The 18,569-nt window shown below is 46.3% G+C and carries 16 protein-coding genes; 5 read left to right on the top strand and 11 right to left on the bottom strand.

Going from position 1 to position 18,569, the window contains the following annotated elements; all coding sequences use genetic code 11:
• Positions 1–879, bottom strand: coding sequence for an ROK family protein (locus tag C6362_RS03235; RefSeq protein ID WP_014015332.1), 879 nt, complete (start codon positions 877–879; stop codon positions 1–3).
• Positions 880–997: 118 nt separating this feature from the next.
• Between C6362_RS03235 and C6362_RS03230 the strand changes: the two genes are divergently transcribed.
• Positions 998–2,842: an alkaline phosphatase gene (locus C6362_RS03230; protein WP_014015331.1), complete on the top strand. Its 1,845-nt coding sequence runs from the start codon at positions 998–1,000 to the stop codon at positions 2,840–2,842.
• Between the two features lie 299 nt (positions 2,843–3,141).
• Here C6362_RS03230 and C6362_RS03225 read toward each other — a convergent pair whose 3' ends face one another.
• The 3 genes from C6362_RS03225 to C6362_RS03215 form a co-directional block, all read right to left on the bottom strand.
• Positions 3,142–3,978, bottom strand: a complete 837-nt coding sequence (locus C6362_RS03225) for an Mrp/NBP35 family ATP-binding protein (RefSeq protein WP_014015330.1) — start codon at positions 3,976–3,978, stop codon at positions 3,142–3,144.
• Positions 3,979–3,983: 5 nt separating this feature from the next.
• A complete protein-coding gene (locus tag C6362_RS03220) occupies positions 3,984–4,337 on the bottom strand; it encodes a DUF134 domain-containing protein (RefSeq protein ID WP_014015329.1) in 354 nt (117 codons plus the stop codon).
• Positions 4,338–4,488: 151 nt separating this feature from the next.
• Positions 4,489–5,745: an RNA-guided endonuclease InsQ/TnpB family protein gene (locus C6362_RS03215; RefSeq protein WP_014015328.1), complete on the bottom strand. Its 1,257-nt coding sequence runs from the start codon at positions 5,743–5,745 to the stop codon at positions 4,489–4,491.
• Positions 5,746–5,997: 252 nt separating this feature from the next.
• On the opposite strand from C6362_RS03215, the gene C6362_RS03210 reads away from it, so the two are divergent.
• The 4 genes from C6362_RS03210 to C6362_RS03190 all read left to right on the top strand — a co-directional run bounded on the left by C6362_RS03210 (position 5,998) and on the right by C6362_RS03190 (position 10,553).
• On the top strand, positions 5,998–6,366 hold the full coding sequence (locus C6362_RS03210; protein ID WP_014015327.1) for a Rid family detoxifying hydrolase: 369 nt from the start codon (positions 5,998–6,000) through the stop codon (positions 6,364–6,366).
• Between the two features lie 206 nt (positions 6,367–6,572).
• A complete protein-coding gene (locus C6362_RS03205; protein WP_041647071.1) occupies positions 6,573–7,265 on the top strand; it encodes a helix-turn-helix transcriptional regulator in 693 nt (230 codons plus the stop codon).
• A 659-nt stretch (positions 7,266–7,924) separates the two neighbouring features.
• Positions 7,925–9,184, top strand: a complete 1,260-nt coding sequence (locus C6362_RS03195; RefSeq protein WP_051014209.1) for an SLC5/6 family protein — start codon at positions 7,925–7,927, stop codon at positions 9,182–9,184.
• 49 nt (positions 9,185–9,233) lie between these two features.
• Positions 9,234–10,553 (top strand): L-cysteine desulfidase family protein, encoded by a 1,320-nt coding sequence (locus tag C6362_RS03190; RefSeq protein WP_014015324.1) that lies wholly within the window; start codon positions 9,234–9,236, stop codon positions 10,551–10,553.
• A 64-nt stretch (positions 10,554–10,617) separates the two neighbouring features.
• On the opposite strand, the gene C6362_RS11910 is transcribed toward C6362_RS03190, so the two are convergent.
• The 7 genes from C6362_RS11910 to C6362_RS03160 all read right to left on the bottom strand — a co-directional run bounded on the left by C6362_RS11910 (position 10,618) and on the right by C6362_RS03160 (position 18,562).
• Positions 10,618–10,785 carry a hypothetical protein gene (locus C6362_RS11910; protein ID WP_014015323.1) on the bottom strand — a complete coding sequence of 56 codons (168 nt, stop codon included), beginning with the start codon at positions 10,783–10,785 and terminating at the stop codon, positions 10,618–10,620.
• Between the two features lie 96 nt (positions 10,786–10,881).
• Positions 10,882–12,165, bottom strand: coding sequence for an AAA family ATPase (locus C6362_RS03185; RefSeq protein ID WP_014015322.1), 1,284 nt, complete (start codon positions 12,163–12,165; stop codon positions 10,882–10,884).
• Positions 12,166–12,248: 83 nt separating this feature from the next.
• Positions 12,249–13,052 carry a gluconate 5-dehydrogenase gene (locus tag C6362_RS03180; protein ID WP_014015321.1) on the bottom strand — a complete coding sequence of 268 codons (804 nt, stop codon included), beginning with the start codon at positions 13,050–13,052 and terminating at the stop codon, positions 12,249–12,251.
• Between the two features lie 145 nt (positions 13,053–13,197).
• The gene (locus tag C6362_RS03175; RefSeq protein WP_014015320.1) at positions 13,198–14,232 is read right to left on the bottom strand and encodes an alpha-hydroxy-acid oxidizing protein; all 1,035 of its coding nucleotides are present in this window, start codon (positions 14,230–14,232) and stop codon (positions 13,198–13,200) included.
• Between the two features lie 5 nt (positions 14,233–14,237).
• Entirely contained in the window at positions 14,238–15,701 is a 1,464-nt protein-coding gene (locus tag C6362_RS03170) for a sigma-54 interaction domain-containing protein (protein ID WP_014015319.1), read from the bottom strand.
• Positions 15,702–15,860: 159 nt separating this feature from the next.
• Entirely contained in the window at positions 15,861–17,138 is a 1,278-nt protein-coding gene (rpoN, locus tag C6362_RS03165; protein ID WP_014015318.1) for an RNA polymerase factor sigma-54, read from the bottom strand.
• Positions 17,139–17,143: 5 nt separating this feature from the next.
• A complete protein-coding gene (locus C6362_RS03160; protein ID WP_014015317.1) occupies positions 17,144–18,562 on the bottom strand; it encodes an AMP-binding protein in 1,419 nt (472 codons plus the stop codon).
• Between the last annotated feature and the right edge of the window lie 7 nt (positions 18,563–18,569).

Here is an 18,569-nt window from a genome sequence, read left to right as displayed (position 1 = left end):
TTACTTTTTTTGTTGTAACAGGTACAAAGCGCCGAGCATGCCGGCATCATTCTGTCGCTGAGCGAAAGCCAGGCCTTTCGGCGGCAGCATCATTTTTGGCAATCGTGCCGCTAAGGCTTGTTCCAATCGGGGCCGCAGGATGGCTTCCTGGGCCATGATGCCGCCGCCGAGGACGATGCCGTCGGGATTGCACAGGCAGGCGATGTTGGCCAGGCCGTCAGCCAGATTCTGGCAGAAGGCATCGAGGGCGGCTAAAGCCGATGCATCGCCTTGACGGACGAATTGAAAGACCTTATGGCCGTCGACCTTTTCCGGGTCGGCGGCTTTTTGGCGTGCCGTTTTCCGGCAGAGGTACGTCGCCGAGGCGACATCGTGGAGACGGCCGGCGGGGACGCGCATATAGGCGATTTCTCCGGCCGCCCGGCTGGCACCGTGGAGAATATGACCGTTCTCGATGAAGGCTCCGCCGATACTGGTGCCGACCGTAACGGCAAAGAGGGACGCCATATCCCGACCGGCGCCGAGCCACCATTCCCCCAGGGCGGCGCAGTTGGTATCATTTTCGACGATACAGGGAAGGTGAAATTCCTTTTCCAGGATGCCTTTCCAGTCCGTCCCGGTATAGCCGGGGATGGACAAGGCGTAGTCGATACTTCCTCTTTCTGTATCGACGATGCCGGCTGTCGAGAGGCCGATGCCTTCTAGGGGATGGTCGGTCAGCTGGCGATGGATGAGCGAGCAGACCTTGTGGACGATGCCCGGCCCGCCTTCCGTCTGGGCTTCGGTCGGCAGGCTGCCTTTCTTGCGGAAGCGGCCCGTTTCGTCGATGAGGCCGAATTTGATGGCTGTGCCGCCAATGTCAAAGCAGCTATAAATCATGAGTATACACATCCTTCCTGGGATTATACAAAGATTATACATAGTTTTGACCGTTTCTATGTATAGGAATTTTATACTTACCATGTCGAATATGTTACGAAACTCAGGAGGTCATGATATGAAACGACAATGGTTGAAACGAGCAATTCTTTCTATGGTAGCCTGCGGCTCACTGGCAGGTTTCATTCCCGGTGTACAGGCGGCCGATGTCCGCATCCTTCCCGTCGATAATGCGAAATTCCTGGCAGGTGCCAAATTCGATTTCGACGTCGAAGTATCGAAAGCCAAAAATTTGAAGAATGTCGATATTACCGTCAATGGACAGAAAGCCGATAAATTCTTTGGCCAGGAATTAAAGGGGAAGGCTTTGGGCAACGGCGTCATTTCATATCGTGCCAATCAGGTCAATTTCCCTAAAACCGGTTCCTATACGGTAAAGGCGACGGCCACCGATGCTGACGGCGCTAACTCCGCCGATGCCCGCTATACCGTCGTCCAGGAAAAAGCCCAGCGCCAGGCCAAGAACGTCATCCTCTTCGTCGGCGACGGCATGTCCCTGCAAGCCCGCGAAATGGCCCGCATCATTTCCAAAGGCATGACCAACGGCAAGTACAATGACTTGCTGGCTATGGAAAAGATGCCCCATAACTGCCTGATTACGACCAGCGGTTACGATTCCCTGACGACAGACAGCGCCAACTCGGCGTCGGCTTATGCGACAGGCCATAAATCCGTCGTCAATGCCTTGGGGGTCTATGCAGATTCCACGAAAGATCCCTTCGATGATCCTCGTGTCGAAAATATTTCGGAAATCGTAAAACGCAGCCGCGGCATGTCCGTCGGTATCATCACCCAGGCTGAATCGACAGACGCTACGCCGGCTGCCATGGTCGGTCATACGCGCCGCCGTGCCAACCAGGATTACATCGCTTCGGAATATCTCGAAGATTATCATCGCCCGGACGTCATCATGGGTGGCGGCTCGCGCCGTTATATCCCGCAGTCCGAACAGGGATCGAAGCGCCACGACAACCAGAACGTCATCCAGGAATTTAAGGATAAAGGCTATACCTTCGTCACCAATTCTAAAGAAATGATGGCCGCACCGGACAACAAACCGCTCCTGGGCCTGTTCCATCCGGGGACGATGAACGTCTATATCGATCGGGAAATGCTCAAGAACCCGGAAGTCCTCGGTAAATATACGGATCAGCCGAACCTCATCAACATGACTAAGAAATCCCTGGACATCCTCAGCAAGAATCCGAAAGGCTTCTTTGCCATGATTGAAGGCGCTTCCATCGACAAGCAGCTCCATGCCATGGATTGGCAGCGCGCAACGTATGATACCATCGAGTTCGATAAGGCCATCGAATATGCTCAGAAATGGAATAAAGAACACGGGGACAACACGCTGATCATCGTCGTCGCCGACCACGCTCACGGCGCTTCCATTACCGGCACCTATCATGAACGGGACGGCAAGAAAGGCCTGGCCGCAGTCCGCACCTATGCCGACTCCATCTTCCCGACCTTTAAAGATGCCAACCACGACGGGTTCCCGGATAATCCCGATCCTGATGTCACCCTGGCCGTCCAGTATGCCAACCATCCGGAATATTACGAAAACTTCCACTTCCAGCAGAAACCGACGCTGCCGACTGTTTCCCAGACCGTTACCAAACAGGAAGCCCAGCAGGCTGGCGATAAGACCGAATACCATCAGGTATCGACAGTCGTCGAAAAAGCCAATCCGGCCCGCCATCACGACGGCGATCCTTGGGAACTCGTACCGGCTAATATCCCCGATACTATCGGTGATGAATGCCATGCTGCCGACGACGTACCGCTCAACGCCGAAGGTCCCGGCTCGGAATACTTCCAGGGCGTCATGGATAACACAGAAGTCTTCTTTGGCATCATGAGAGCCCTCGGCATCGACGCCACGAAGAATGTAAAATGATTAGTGGCTAGTGGCTAGTGGCTAGTGGCTAGTGGCTAGTGGCTAGTGGCTCGTCCCAAAGGGCGGCCCGCAAGCTGGTCGCCAAAACGGACATCAGAGGATGGGCGGCCCGCAGTGGCTCTCCTTATAGGAGAGCTGTCAGCGAAGCTGACTGAGAGGTTGCTCTTTCAATATAATTTGTAGTATGGAGTTTGTAGTTTGTAGAAGCTAGCTTTAAATTTAAAAAACTTCACTAAAAACTACGAACTGCAAACTTAATACTCAAAAAGGGCTTGTCGTCGTGCGACAAGCCCTTTTTATTATTTCCCTAACACGCCTTGCAGGAAGGAGGCTGTGTCCGCCATGTAGCTGGCTTCGTAGCCTTCGATGTCACCTTTATCGCAATGGGATGCAAATTCCGGGTCGATCGGCAGTTTTGCCGTATGGGGAATATCGTATTTCTGTGCCGATTCTTCGACATGGCTCTGACCGAAGATGGCTAATTTTTCGTGGCAGTGAGGACATTCGAAATAGCTCATGTTTTCGATGAGGCCCAGGACCGGGACGTGCATCATTTCCGACATGTTCAATGCTTTTTCGACAATCATGGAAACGAGTTCCTGCGGCGATGTGACGACCAGGATGCCGTCCATGGGTAGGGACTGGAAGACTGTCAGCGGAACGTCACCCGTTCCCGGCGGCATGTCGACGAACATGTAGTCGATGTCGCCCCAGATGACGTCAGTCCAGAACTGTTTTACAGCACCGGAAATGACCGGGCCGCGCCATACGACCGGAGCGGCAGCGTCTTCGAGCAAGAGGTTCATGGACATGACTTTGATGCCCGTCTTGGTCGTAACCGGATAGATACCGTTTTCGTCGCCTGTCGCATGGTCCGTCAGGCCGAAGACCTTAGGAATCGACGGGCCTGTGATATCGGCGTCGAGGATAGCCGTCTTGAAGCCGCGGCGCTGCATTTCAACAGCCATAAGGGACGTTACCAGGGATTTACCGACGCCGCCTTTGCCGCTGACAACAGCGATGACATGCTTGATGTGCGAGCCGGCATGGGGGGCAGCCTGCAGGCTCTGGGGCTGGGTGCGTTCAGCGCAGGAGCTGCCGCAGCTGGAACAATCGTGTGTACAATTTTCACTCATTGGGATCATTCTCCTTTGTATTCTTTTTTTCCGGCGTGACAGCAGGCATGACAGCACGTACCGGAACGTTCACAAACTTGGATATGGCCGCCTTCGATGACGAGACGTTTGCCATGGATGAGGGCATCGGCCAGTTTGCGTCGGGCCGAATCATAAATGCCGGTTACCGTCGTGCGCGCCACATTGATCTGAGCGGCGCACTGTTCCTGCGTCAAGCCGACCCAGTCGATGAGGCGGATGACTTCATACTCATCAATGCCCATGATAATGGCATCTGCTGATTGTCCTCCGTCTACAGGTCCAAAGACAGAAGCCGCCGGCAATGAACAAACCCGCCGGCACCGCGGTGGTCTCGGCATAATACCCCCTCCTTTACGCCTTTTATTATAGATATATAGATGACATATGTCAACATTAAAGGCACCACCGGAAATGCTTTTCGTTGAACCTCTCCCGCTTATAGAAGCGGGAGATTCTTGAGAAGATTGCAGTTTAAGTTTCCTCCTGAAATCAGGATAGCCTTATTCTCAAAGGGCTGTCCAAAAGCCCCTTACACAGTCCCTCGAAATCGAAGTTCTGCTTACTTTTGCGGAGTATGTTGGCGGCGCCGTTGATGTCGGCATTAGCTGTCCTGCCGTCGGCGAAACGGTACAGGCCGCGCCGGACTCGTTTCCCGCTGAACGTTCCTGTATAGGGGGCATCCGGCTGGTATACGGGAATATCGTCCAAATCCAGGCAGCTGGCCTGAGAAGTATACGATTCTTCTTGTTCCAGATAGGTTATCCCGTAGCGTTCACACAGGTGTTTCAAGGTATTGCGCAAATAGCTCAAATTGATTTGAGTGAAGTGCTGATTTGTCACTTTACCTAGTTTCAGTCCTCGTTTGAAATCGCGATTATAGCCGCAGACAATGGTCCCTATCTGATGACTGATGCAAAAATCGAGGATATAGCGGGCTGTCTTGCGAAGGATATCCTGCATCCGGCAATTGCGTTTTTTCGCTAACTGACAGAGCTGGTTCGTTGTCTTCTGGCCCTGCTTGGCGGCAATGCTTTGGAGTCTGGCTTTGCGTTTATTCCAATACTGGTTGATAGATTTGAGTTTACGACCGTCCATGAGGAACGACGTCCCTGTATTGGTAATGCAAGCGGCCAGATTGTCCAAGCCTAAATCGATAGCCAGAACCCGATCCAGCGAGGTTTTCACCAGTTCTGGATTCTCCAAGTAACAATACTGAATCTTGAAATACCGTCCGCCATACATGGGACAGATGCGGACTTCCTTGATTTTCTTCTCTTTCAGCCTGTCAGGAACAGGAATCCGAATCCGATGACCGTTATGGCGTTTCATATATTCACGGCTCATCGGCACGGTTAGGAAGCCATTCTTAATGGTAATGGCATTCGTCGACAAGATGAGATTGAAGAGACCCCCTTTTTCACGATAGTACGGCAGGCGGACAGCCTTTGAACCATAGTCACCTGACTTGACTTTCTGCAAAAGCCTGAAAAAAGAACGAAAACTGCGGTCGGCTACTTTCAATATCTGTTGAGAAACACCAGCCTGCAATAATCTGTAATTTTCATTTTCCTTGCAGACATGGCAATTTTTTTCATAGCGCAAGAATTGTTGGGTATCGAAGTAATGTTGCCGAATCGTATAGACCGCTACATTGTACAGGTTGTTGCTGTATTGGCACATTTCCCGGAGCATCGTATACTCTTGTTTCGACAAGCCACGAATGACATTCGATTGCGTCAAGTACATCTGGAATCCACCTCCTCTGTTATCTACCATTATACCGTAGACGAAGTGAAAAGGCTAAGACGGAAAAGACATAGGGTGAATTTCGCAGGCATCGAACCTGCGAAATCCATCGCCATTGATGCTCCTACCTAAGAGGAAGGAGTCTTCTGGCAAAACTACGATAAAAAACGTCGAGATACTTATTGAAAATCAATTATTATTGTGATAAAATTTTATTAGTGAAATAAAGTTATCTTACAGGAGGGTATTTCCATGAACGTAATTGTTTCCCAGAACGCACCGAAAGCTATCGGTCCTTATTCCCAGGCTATGGTATCCAATGGTATGCTGTACATTTCTGGTACGGCCGGCGTCGATCCGCAGACGGGCAAGCTCCAGGAAGGCATCGAAGCCCAGACGGAACAGGCTGTCAAGAACATTGCCGCTATCCTCGAAGCAGCTGGAACGGACTTTTCGAAAGTCGTCAAGACGACGTGCTTCCTCTATGACATGAAGGACTTTGCTGCGTTCAACGCTATTTACGAAAAAGCCTTCATCAGCAAACCGGCCCGCAGCTGCGTAGCCGTCAAAGAACTGCCGGCTCACTTCCTCTGCGAAATCGAAGTCATTGCGGAAGTGTAAGTATTAGTTTGTAGTATGGAGTTTGTAGTTTGCAGAAGCTGGCTTTAAATTTTCAGCCATCCGCTAACTGCTAACAACTAGCCACTAACCACTAAAAAGGGCTTGTCGTCGTGCGACAAGCCCTTTTTCCCTTGCCCTACACATTCTCATTGTGATAAACTTTTCTTATAACAGATAGGGAGAGTGACGTCGTGAGTATTTTAGAGATGTATAAACATATCGTTCCCTTTTTAGGGGCCGCGTTGGGAAAGGATTGTGAAGTCGTCCTTCATGATTTGCGCCATCCTGAAGAGTCGGTCATCGCCATTGCCAATGGTGACATCAGCAGCCGCAAGCTCGGTGCACCGGCGACGGATTTCATTCTGAAACTCATGCAGGTCGGTAAAAAACGGGATCAGGAGTACATGACCAATTACTACGGAAAGAGCATCAATGGCCATACCTTGCGGTCTTCGACGTTCTTCATTCATGATGAGGACGATAACATCATAGGGGCGCTCTGCCTGAACTACGACGTCCAGCACTATTTGGACGTGCGGAAACAGTTGGATGCCTTAATTCTCATGGATACGGAAAAAACGCTGGCCGACGTGGTTCCGCCAGCTTCGAAGAATGGCGATGATCATTTCCTGGGTGTCGAAATCTCAGAGAGCATGTATCCGACCGTAGACGATGCCATTCAGCACCTCATCCAGCGGTCGTTGCAGCCCTATGCCGCCGATGCCAAACGCCTTTCACAAAAAGAACGCCTGGCCGTCGTAGAAGACCTCTACAAGAATGGCCTCTTCGTCCTCAAAGGCAGCGTCTATGCCCTGGCCCAGGTCCTGGGCGTATCAGAACCGACGATTTACCGTTACTTGAACCGTATCAAGAAAGAAAATCAAAATGTACGGGGGTGAGAAACAGGGATTTAGGAAATTGGAGAGACTTCTTTTATGCGGACTATGTGAAAAAGGCCATGCCTGGACTGAATAGCCGCAATCAATATCGAGATTGCATCGTTTACCTGAAAAAAACTCAGCACCTATCCCGAAGGCCTGAACATAGCCCGTAAAATCGCCCAAGAATGGCGGGAAACTTATCGGAACCGCCGGGCCATGAGAGACGAATTGTCCAAAGCCGGCTTCTAAAAAGTGAGGCGAAAGGCTCTCTTCCTAGGAGAGCTGGCCGCCCAAAGGCGGTCTGAGAGGTTGATTTTTCTTTGAGGTTGTCCTTTTACAAGAAACTAAATATAACGAAAATATAAATATCCTGCTAAAATATTTTATTTTTGGCAGGATATTTTTTTGACTTTGTAAGTTCATTACAAAAGAACAATCCATAGTAATCGTTTATTACAAAAAGACAAAATAAGAAATATTGCAAAATAATTATTACTATGATAATATTTTATTGAAAAAAGAGGGGCATACAAGCGTATAGGCAATGACGGTATCTTGTGTGGAATGAAGGGATTACACTATAAAAGGAGATTGATAGAATGGAACAGACAGTTCAGTGTCCTGATAAAGGACAAACTTTGGGGAAAGAAAAGTTGACCCGATGGGAAAAAGCGGGTATGACCAAGGCCCAGTGGAAAGAAGCCGTCAAGTTTGACAGTACCGACTGGGGCTGGGTCATCATGAGTATCGGCATGGCTATCGGTGCAGGCATCGTATTTTTACCGGTACAGGTAGGCTTGGCAGGGATTTGGATTTATCTCTTGTCATCTATTATCGGTTATCCGGCTATGTACCTTTTCCAGCGATTATTCATTAATACTCTGGCAAAATCTGAAAGATGTGAAGATTATCCTAGTGTCATTGGCAACTACTTGGGCAAGAACTGGGGCCTGTTCTTAGGTCTTCTTTACTTCCTGATGCTCATTATCTGGGTATTCGTCTATTCGACGGCCATCAATAATGACAGTGCTTCCTTCTTAGTCACCTTTGGCGTGACGGACCATTCACTGGCTAAAAATCCGTTATACGGGTTGGTCATTATTTGTGCCCTCGTAGCCATTGCTTCTCGTGGCGAAAAAGTACTCTTCAAGATTTCTACGCTAATGGTCTTGACGAAGCTGTGCGTCGTAGCTGTTTTGGGTATGATTATGGTCCAGCATTGGAATTTAGCGAATATAGGTAGTTTTCCCGATTTTGGCTATCTCATCAAGCAGACTATCATCATGCTGCCTTTTACGCTGACATCTATTTTATTTTTACAGAGCTTGAGCCCGATGGTCATTTCCTATCGTTCTCATAATAAGTCGATTGAAGTTGCCCGGTACAAGGCTTTGCGGGCCATGAATATCGCCTTTGGCGTGCTCTTTGTCACCGTATTTTTCTATGCTATTTCGTTCAACTTGGCTATGGGCCATGACCAAGCTGTTATGGCTTATGAAAACAATATTTCTGCTTTAGCATTGGCTGCCCAGGGGATTCCCGGCACATCCATTAAGATCATGAGTTTGATTCTAAATATTTTTGCTGTCGTTACGGCCTTCTTCGGCGTCTTCCTGGGTTTCCGCGAAGCCTGCCGCGGCATTGCCATGAACTGCTTGAAACGCATTATGCCAGAAGATAAGATTAATGCACGTGCCGTTTCCTTGGGTATCCTGGTCTTTGCTGTTCTCGTGTCGTGGGGTGCCATTATCCTCAATGCTCCCGTTTTGAGCTTTACTTCAATTTGCAGCCCTGTCTTTGGCATGATTGGCTGCCTGATTCCGGCTTATCTCGTCTACCGGGTGCCGCGCTTGCATGACTTGAAAGGCGTTTCGTTATATCTCATCATTGCGACGGGCATCTTGTTAATTATCTCACCGTTCCTGGCTTTTTCGTAAGTCTATAACGGATTATTTTATAGATTGATTTTTTTTAGGAGTGATAATAATGGAAACATGTACTATGTGGAATAAAATGATTGAAATCATGAAGCAAGATATCAAACCGGCTACGGGATGTACGGAACCGATTTCCCTGGCTTTTGCAGCGGCTACGGCGGCGAAAGAATTGGGAGAACCCGTACAAGCTGTCAAAGCCTTTGTTTCCGCTAATTTGATGAAAAATGGGATGGGCGTTATGGTTCCAGGCACCGGCATGCCGGGATTGGCTATTGCTGCTGCTGTTGGTGCCCTGGGCGGCGATGCTAACGCAGGTCTCCAGGTCCTGAAATCCTTGACGCCTGATGTGGTAGCCCAAGGCAAACAAATGGTAGCTGACGGCAAAGTCACCGTTGGTGTCAATGAAACGACAAAGCATATCCTTTATTCGGAAGCCAATGTCTATGGAGAAAGCCATCATGTCCGCGCCGTCATCGTCGATAACCATACGAACGTTGTCTTAATCGAAAAAGATGGACAGGTTATTTTTGAAAAAAAAGCGAGCTGTAATGATAGTGAAGCCGATAAAATCACTTTTTTGCAGTCCCTTTCCATCAAAGATATTTTGGAATTTGCTGAAAATATTCCCCTTGCCAATATCCAATTCATCAAGAATGCAGAAAATTTAAATGATGCCTTGTCTAAAGAAGGTCTGACGGGGAAATATGGCCTGCGCATTGGCTGCACCATGGAAAAGAGCATCAAAGAGGGCCTGTTGGCAGGCGATTTGGCTCGTGAAATCCAAGTCCGTACAGTGGCCGCTTCAGACGCTCGCATGGGTGGCGCTGCCTGTCCGGCCATGACCAATTCTGGTTCCGGGAATCAGGGCATCACCGTATCTGAGCCAGTAACAGTTGTCGCTGACCATATCAAAGCCTCTGGCGAAGAACGCGTCCGGGCCCTGGCTTTGGCCAGTATGGTCGCTATCTATGCGCACAGCTATTTACCCAAGTTGTCTGCCTTTTGCGCGACCGTTACGGCTGCCATGGGAGCAGCGGCTGGCATGGCTTGGCTCCTCGACCGAAAGACACCGTATCAGACTATTTGCAAAGCTATTTCATCTATGAATGGCGGCATCGTCGGTATGGTCTGTGATGGTGCCGCCGATAGCTGTGCCATGAAAGTCGCTTCGGCAGCGGAAATCGCTTATCGTTCGGTCCTCATGGCCTTAGCCGGTATCCGCGTAGAAGGTACAGATGGGCTCGTCGCCGATACGGCAGATGAATGTATCCGAAACGTAGGCCTCTTGGCATCTAATGGTATGCAGCAGACAGATTGCGAAGTCTTGCACATCATGTTGAACAAAAATAAAGAAGTTGCCGGAGCATAGTTCCCTGATAAATAAAGAATCCCCTGATGCTGTCCACTATTTCGATAGCATCGGGGGAATTTTTTTAGTCAATGTGATATTCCTTGTATAACGCTTTTCGGGCCTCTTCGTCTTCTATGGCTAAATCCAAATCACGTAAGCGGCCATCAGCCTTCAACAATTTCAGCAGTTTTGCCAGATTATCTTCGCCCTTGCGCTGCCCTTCGACAAGACCTTCTTGACGCTCTTCCATGCTCCATTTCTCTAATTCTCTAATTCTCGGCACATTTTAGCCATCTCTATTACCTGGTTACATAAATCTTCTTCCCGCAGAATGAGATACCGTATTTCAGGACTGAGGGTATCTGCTTCTGCTTGAATTCAGCGATATATTGCTGCTTTTCGATTTGCTGAAGGGCTCTAAGTTGAGGATTTCGCTTTGGAAGACATGTGTCAATTCTTCATTGGGAATCCTGAGCTGGCAAAGACGTCCATTGGGGACAGTCGTATTCTGGACGGCTGTCAGATAGCCTGTCATCAGTAAAAGGGTATAGAGTCCATCTTTATTTTGGGTAATATCTTTATAAATCAAGCCTTCTCGGATGATGGCGGCGACAGTTCCGCCATGCAGGAGGGTCGGCAGGTTCTTTTCCTGGCTTTTTGCATTTCCCTGCATCATATGCTGGATGATGTCATTCGAGGACGTATTGACCCAATAATCGTCGGCTGTCCGTTCAGCAAAGAAGTTGATGATCGACCAGGGATTATATATGTCGATGTTCCCGAACCGATAACCATCATACCACTTCTTTAAGGTCGGCAGGGTCTGTTCTTCCCCCGTATCCTTAGCTATTTGAGTTACTTCTTCTTCCGTAAATCCCATGACATCGGCATAGGCATTATCAAGAATCGAGCAGACACGGAGATTGTTCAGGCCACTGAAGATGCTCTTTTTTGCAATGCGCAGGACACCGGTGAGAATAGCGAAATTCAGGAACTCATTCCCTTTTAAGGTGTTATTGTAAAAGGTACGGAAATAGGAGATAGCCGTATTATAGAAGTCATGGTTATAGGCGTTCTGGATGGGCGCGTCGTACTCATCAATCAGAATAATTGGCCGAATTTTATAGTACCGGTAGAGATATTCGCATAAGTAGAGCAGGCTGATTTGGTATTCTGCAAGCGTGGCCGTATTATCGAGGAAACGGCTATAGAGTTGTTTTTCTTCAGGAGCCAATTCCGGAGTGTCCAACAAATAACGATGCCGCTGGAATTCCTTTTGGATGACCAGCTGGAAGGCATTGAAAGCTAAATCCCAGGTATCATTCTGGATGCCTTTGAAGTTCATGAAGAGGACAGGGTACTGGCCTCGATGCTTCATATAATCGATTCCCGCTCTGGCAATCTGCAAACCATCAAACAGGTGAAGGCTTTCCGGCTCTCTTTCTAAGGAAAAGAAGTAATCGAGCATACTCATCGTCAGGGTTTTCCCAAAACGACGGGGCCGGGTCAATAAGGTCACTTTACTGTGGCCATCAATGAGGGATTGGATGAAATGGGTTTTATCGACAAAATAATAATTCTCCCGGACTTCCTTGAAGTCATCTACGCCGATGGGCATTTGAGTATTCATGGTTTCACCTGCTTTAGACAATAATTATGACGGACTACGGATTGACTCTATTGTAGCAAAACCAGCCGGATTGCACAAAGCATTTACGGTTGCTTTCCGATGTAGGCTAGGATACCGCCGTCGACGTATAAAATGTGTCCGTTTACGAAGTCCGAAGCATGGGAAGCTAAGAAAACAGCCGGGCCTTCGAGGTCTTCTGTCGTTCCCCAGCGGCCAGCTGGCGTCTTAGAGACGATGAACTGGTCGAAAGGATGGCGGGAGCCATCAGGCTGTTTCTCACGCAGCGGGGCCGTTTGGGGCGTTGCGATGTAGCCAGGGCCAATGCCATTGCACTGGATATTGGCGCCGCCGAATTCGGAACAGATATTACGGGTCAACATTTTCAGACCGCCTTTGGCTGCGGCGTAAGCCGACACGGTTTCACGTCCTAATTCGCTCATCATAGAGCAGATATTGATGATTTTGCCGTGGCCTTTTTTTATCATACCGGGAATGACTGCCTTGGATACGATGAACGAACCGACTAAGTCGATATCGACGACCTGGCGGAATTCTTCCGTCGTCATGTCACACATGGGGATACGTTTGATGATACCGGCGTTATTGACGAGGATGTCGATAGTCCCCAACGTCTTTTCTATTTCACTGACCAATTTTTGCACGTGGAGCTCATCAGTGACATCGCAAAGATAGCCGTGAGCTTCAATGTCTTCTTTTTCATAATCCTTCATGGCCTGATCCAGATGTTCCTGACTGCGGCAGTTGAAGGCAATCACGGCGCCAGCACGGGCTAACGCTTTGGCAATGGCAAAACCGATGCCGTAAGAACCGCCCGTAATGAGGGCGACATTACCTTTCAAAGAAAACATATTGCTTAAATAATCCATGATAAAACCTCCTAAAAGGGGAATGGCATACAAGGCAAAAAGTCAAATTGTATAGACTATTGATTGCCTTTATTTTAGCAAAATTGGGTAGATTTGCATATTTGAGGCAATATGTCGAGATAGTGTTTAAAGTTTCTTGGGATTGTTATTTTATTTTTTGTAAAATATTAGACGATATGTGTTGCAAATCAGGAATGCCTGTTATTGTCATAGCATCTTGTAATTCTTGCTTTAAGGTATCGAGGAGCAATGTAACGCCTTCTGCGTATCCACCTATATTTGCAATAGCAGCAGGTCGACCGATTAATACTGCGTCAGCTCCTAGGGCCAATGCTTTTAGGACGTCTTCACCGTGTCGGATTCCGCCATCTATGAAAATTGTTAATCTGTTTTTTACAACGGCAGAAATTTCGGGCAGGACAGATAAAGGACTAGCCATACCATCGAGTATGCGGCCTCCGTGATTGCTGATAACAATTCCTTTGGCGCCTGCTTCTAGGCAAAGCAAGGCTTCATCAGGGGACATAATGCCTTTTACAATGAAAGGGAGATGAATGGAACTAATAATGTATTTTAGATTTTTTAGCCGCTCTACTTCTAAGGGCTGGCCAAAAAATCGCATATTCGCGGAGGTTACGGCATCAACGTCGTTTGCCACTGCGAATGCGTCTGATTGTTCAGCTAGTCGTGCTTTCTCAATGATTTTTTGATTTTTTCGCGGCTTTATTGTCGGAATTACGTGTTTTGGATATTTCTTTGAAGCGGCAATCCCAGCTTCATACATATAAGCATGGCCACTATCGCCGGTAAATACCAGTGTTCCTGCTTTTGCAGCTCCTTCAGTCATAGAAAAGAGATATTCATATTCTTTTTCTTCCGGATTTCCTTCTATTTTTCCATTATGGACATAGCCGCTGACTGGGGCGATAAGAATGGGCATGGATAACGTTTTTCCAAAAATAGAACACGTCGTATCTGGGTTTTTGCTAGCCGATAAGAGATGAGATAGGAGACCATATTTTTGGAAGGACAATCGATTATTACGAAAAGATTGGCCTGTCCGCATACCGCCATAACCAGGAATCATCCCGGAACAGGCATTACCATCACAATCAGGACAGACATAACAACCTTTCATTTTAGCACGGGCTTTTTTACGGATTTCTTCCAGAGTTGTCATATTGCTCACATCCTTTCAGGGTCCGTATTGTTTTGCTGATATTGCTTGCGTTTCCGTACAAAGGTAGAAGGTGTGAGTCCCAAATTTTTGGCAGCATCGCGCACGTTGCCAAAGAATTTATAGGCTTGGACCATGTAGGTATACTCTATTTTTTCGAGAGTATTTTTTAAATTTATCGGAAATTCGGGGGAGGGCGGTAAAGAATTTTTTGTATTATCGCTAAAATCATTTTCTTTTATAATTACGATTGGTTTACTAGCAGAATGTATATGGAGATCTTCCGGCTTTATTGCATCTGAAGGACTTATAATAATTGCTCTTTCGACGATGTTCTTTAATTCGCGGATGTTACCAGGCCAGTCGTATTCGTGGAGAAGCTGCATGGATAAGTCGGTAAAATACTTTTTCAGTTGATATTTTTGATTCAGCTTTTCCAGGAAAGAGAGCGCCAAGGGGATGATATCCTTTTTTCGCATCCGCAATGGCGGAATGGAAATGGGAAAGACAGTGAGCCTGTAATATAAATCCTCACGGAAAGTACCGTCTTTTACCATTTCTTCTAAATTTCGGTTCGTAGCGGCAATGATGCGGACATCAATTTTTACGGGCTTCGTACCACCGACGCGCAAGATTTCTTGTTCTTGAAGAACACGTAGCAATTTTACTTGCATGTCTTTGGGAAGTTCCCCAATTTCATCGAGAAATAAGGTGCCTTTATTAGCCAATTCAAAGAGACCGATTTTTCCGTTTTTATTGGCGCCTGTAAAAGCGCCACCTTCATACCCGAAGAGTTCACTTTCAATCAGATTTTCTGGGATAGCCCCACAGTTTACTTTAATGAAACTATTTTTTGCGCGATGGCTGTGCTGGAAAATATATCGGGCCATCACTTCTTTCCCGACACCCGTTTCTCCTAGTAGAATAACCGTCGTGTCCATGGATGCTACGCGGTTGGCAAGCAGCATGGCTGCTAAGGTTGTTTCATCCTTAGCGATGATTTCCTGATTGTCTTCTGACGTTGTTTGTAAATGTTCCAGTTCCATAGCTAGGCGATCCATGGCAGCCGTTTTTTCTTGGACGACAGCTTTTAAATTATAAATTTCTGTCAAATCCCGAACATTGGTGACAATCATAATGAAATTGCCGTCGGCGTCAAAAATAGGAGAACTAGTTACTAACGCTTCCTTTCCTGAACGAAAGCATTGTTGCAGTGTTACTGGTTGTTTCGTTTTAATAACTTGCAGGGAGCCTGATTCTGAGATTAATTTATTGCGCACGAGATCAGCCATGTTTTTTCCGAGGACTTCTTCTTTCTTTAAGCCGGTAATGACTTCGTAGGCATGATTGATACGGATAACATTGGCCTTTGCATCGGTAATGAAAATGCCATCAAAAGAATGTTCAATAATGGCATTGAGCCGTTCGCTGGCCTCGGACAGTGTCGAAAAAATTTTTGTTACATTCGTCATAAAGATGGTCCTCCTTTACGACAAAGAAGCAATGAGGCCCTGACGGGCCTCTGCGAAATAAATATTACATATATGCATATGTAAAAAATTATAACAATTTTTAATTATGTAAACAAGAATATCGCAAGGTGTATGTTAAATATATAAAAAACACATGCTTTATCCGTAGCGTTCATAGGAGTTGGGAATATGCAATTGTATCCGATATTTCTGGATAAGACGACGGGAAAAACTTCGACCAAATTGGGTTGAAAGGATGTTTGTCAGTTGAGCATCACTATAGGGATGCTTCGTGTCTTCTGATTTTATCAGGCAACACAATTCTTTTTTTAATGCTTCTTTAGAAATATCTTTTCCCGTCTTGGGAAAAGGGCGTTGGAATAAATTTTTAAAAGAAAGTGTCGTGTATGGCGTTTGTAAATATTTGTTCTTTATAGACCGACTAATTGTTGAAGGATGCACTCCGATTTCCTTAGCAATATCTGCCAGTGTCATTGGAGCTAAAGGGCCATGATTTTGCAGGTAGGCTTGCTGATGATGGCAAATCACATCGGTCAGATTGTACAGTGTTTGGCGTCGGCGTTCTATATTATAAAATAACAAGCGACAGCGGGTGTATTTTGTCTTGAAATATTTTTTTACGCTTTCATCTGTTGTTGTATGCATCATGCGGACATAATAATCGCTCATGGAGTAAGAGGCAACCCAAGCGTCATTTAAAATGATTTCATGTCCTGTAGGCATGAACCTAATAATTACGTCAGGGACGATATAGGTTGAATTTGTTTCAAATAATCCTTCTAAAGGAGCTGGATTTAAGCGCTTAATCAGTCGGATAGCGGCCAAAATTTGTTTTTTGGGCGTTTTTAATGATTGACAGATGTGAGATATATCTTGTGCACCTATTTCATTTAAATGGTTTTCAATTAAGTTTTCTAATAAAGGGGTAAGCTGTTTTTTTCGTTGCAGTTGTAATTTTAAACAGTTTGTCAAAGATGTAGCTCCAATTCCGGCAGGATCTAAGTTTTGGAGTATTCGTAAACAAGAAGCAAAAAGGCCGTCGGGTAAAGGAATCTTTTTTTTGAGTTCTTCTTCTGTAATAGTTAAATAGCCCCGTGTATCGACATAATCGGTTAAATAGGAGAAAAGAGCCCACTGGGGAGTCGTGAAATTAGATAGATTTACTTGCTCTAAAATAAATTGCTTCACACTTCTTTCTTCAGGAGCAGCTATAAAGTTTAAAAACGAAGTAGAGCCATCAGAGGAAATATTATTGCTTGTGCTAGGGCTATAATCCATAAAAGGATTCTCTTCAGACTCTTTTTGCAATAAATCGCGTAGGGATTCAGCTGAGAGAGAAAGAATATGCAAGGATTGAATTTGATTTATGGAAAGTTTTTGTAATTGTTCTTGTGAAATGGTGATACCTGCATCCATTTTTATCACCCCTGTTTTTCGGCCAAGGCCTTTAATTCAGGATACTGTGTTTTGCCAGAAGTGTTTTTAGGAATTTGTTTAATGTGATGGATTGTAAAACAACGGAGATGCAAACCTGTCTTTTCTATAAGGAAGTCTTCAACTTCAGATTGATGGGTATTATTGGTCATAAATACGTGCAGATCATCATCTTGACCCACACAGGCGAAATCACTGAAATCAAAAGCACTTTTTAGCAGTTCTTCCATTTCATCCATATTCACACGCTTACCCATTACTTTGATGAAGCGCTTTTTGCGTCCCGCAATATAGTAGTATCCATCTTCATCGAAATAGGCCATATCACCCGTATATAATCGGCCATGACGCATGTCGCCTAAGGCCAAATCTTCAGCACAATGGGCATAACCTAATGTAACATTGGGTCCTTCATAGCAAAGTTCGCCCGTAACATGTGGCTGGGTGATTTCCGTTTTTTCATCTTCCATAATATGGAAGGTCCCGCCGGGAATGGCAATGCCGATACTGCCTATTTTTTTCAGTCCCATATCAAAGGGCAGATAAGACATGCGTGCAGTGGCTTCTGTTTGACCATACATGACGATAAAGCGTTTCTCTGTCTTATGGGCAAATTCCAGGTATTCTTTTTGCAGGCGTGTTGATAAATGGCCACCGGCTTGAATCATCAGCGTTAATTTCGGTAAATCCATGGCCATGAAGCCGATGCGCTTTAGACATTCATAAGTGAAGGGGACACCGGCAATAGAGGTGATTTCGTCATTTTGACAAATATTCCAAAATTCTTTATCGAATACAGTTGCTTCTGTCAGACATTCACAGGCTCCGCATAGTACATGACTATTGATGACAGAAAGGCCAAACGTGTAATGCATGGGCAAGGAAGAAATAGGATGGTCTTGTGCCGTAATTTTTAAATATTGTGCGATAGACGCTGCATTGGATTGAATATTTGTATAACTTTGACGGACCAATTTGGGACTGCCTGTACTGCCAGACGTTGTCAGAAGTAACGCCAAATCGGAATGAATATTATGAGCTATATCATTTGCTTGATATACGCCATATCCATTTAATGTATAAAGAGGTTCGACTTCATCGTCTACAGGCTTGAATATATAATTAGGCTTATAAATGGACAGCAGGCGTTGACGCAATTCTATGTCCATGTCGTGATCGATGAGTAAGGGGACGATTCGATTTTGCAAGCAACAGAGATAAGATAAGGCAGACCCTATGGTATTATGACAGATGATAGCTGCTAACTGTCTTGTTGGGGATGAAAGCTTTTCCTCTAAGTTTCTGCTATGGGTATACCAGTCTTTGTAGGTTAAAGAGTGGCCTGCCCCATTGGTGAATAATACGTGATTTTCATATGCCGGATTTTCATCAAAAAAGTTCAACATAAGTATC

It is taken from the genome of Megasphaera elsdenii DSM 20460 (genome assembly GCF_003010495.1).
GTDB classification, from domain to species: Bacteria; Bacillota; Negativicutes; order Veillonellales; family Megasphaeraceae; genus Megasphaera; species Megasphaera elsdenii.
Note: the sequence above shows the minus strand (reverse complement) of the source record. Positions and strands in the feature narration are given on the sequence as shown.

Excerpts from the sequence above, each read along its gene's own strand:
- C6362_RS03235 (WP_014015332.1), bottom strand. The coding sequence starts at position 879 with ATGATTTATAGCTGCTTTGACATTGGCGGCACAGCCATCAAATTCGGC.
- C6362_RS03230 (WP_014015331.1), top strand. The coding sequence starts at position 998 with ATGAAACGACAATGGTTGAAACGAGCAATTCTTTCTATGGTAGCCTGC.
- C6362_RS03225 (WP_014015330.1), bottom strand. The coding sequence starts at position 3,978 with ATGAGTGAAAATTGTACACACGATTGTTCCAGCTGCGGCAGCTCCTGC.
- C6362_RS03220 (WP_014015329.1), bottom strand. The coding sequence starts at position 4,337 with ATGCCGAGACCACCGCGGTGCCGGCGGGTTTGTTCATTGCCGGCGGCT.
- C6362_RS03215 (WP_014015328.1), bottom strand. The coding sequence starts at position 5,745 with ATGTACTTGACGCAATCGAATGTCATTCGTGGCTTGTCGAAACAAGAG.
- C6362_RS03210 (WP_014015327.1), top strand. The coding sequence starts at position 5,998 with ATGAACGTAATTGTTTCCCAGAACGCACCGAAAGCTATCGGTCCTTAT.
- C6362_RS03205 (WP_041647071.1), top strand. The coding sequence starts at position 6,573 with ATGTATAAACATATCGTTCCCTTTTTAGGGGCCGCGTTGGGAAAGGAT.
- C6362_RS03195 (WP_051014209.1), top strand. The coding sequence starts at position 7,925 with ATGACCAAGGCCCAGTGGAAAGAAGCCGTCAAGTTTGACAGTACCGAC.
- C6362_RS03190 (WP_014015324.1), top strand. The coding sequence starts at position 9,234 with ATGGAAACATGTACTATGTGGAATAAAATGATTGAAATCATGAAGCAA.
- C6362_RS11910 (WP_014015323.1), bottom strand. The coding sequence starts at position 10,785 with ATGGAAGAGCGTCAAGAAGGTCTTGTCGAAGGGCAGCGCAAGGGCGAA.
- C6362_RS03185 (WP_014015322.1), bottom strand. The coding sequence starts at position 12,165 with ATGAATACTCAAATGCCCATCGGCGTAGATGACTTCAAGGAAGTCCGG.
- C6362_RS03180 (WP_014015321.1), bottom strand. The coding sequence starts at position 13,052 with ATGGATTATTTAAGCAATATGTTTTCTTTGAAAGGTAATGTCGCCCTC.
- C6362_RS03175 (WP_014015320.1), bottom strand. The coding sequence starts at position 14,232 with ATGACAACTCTGGAAGAAATCCGTAAAAAAGCCCGTGCTAAAATGAAA.
- C6362_RS03170 (WP_014015319.1), bottom strand. The coding sequence starts at position 15,701 with ATGACGAATGTAACAAAAATTTTTTCGACACTGTCCGAGGCCAGCGAA.
- rpoN (WP_014015318.1), bottom strand. The coding sequence starts at position 17,138 with ATGGATGCAGGTATCACCATTTCACAAGAACAATTACAAAAACTTTCC.
- C6362_RS03160 (WP_014015317.1), bottom strand. The coding sequence starts at position 18,562 with ATGTTGAACTTTTTTGATGAAAATCCGGCATATGAAAATCACGTATTA.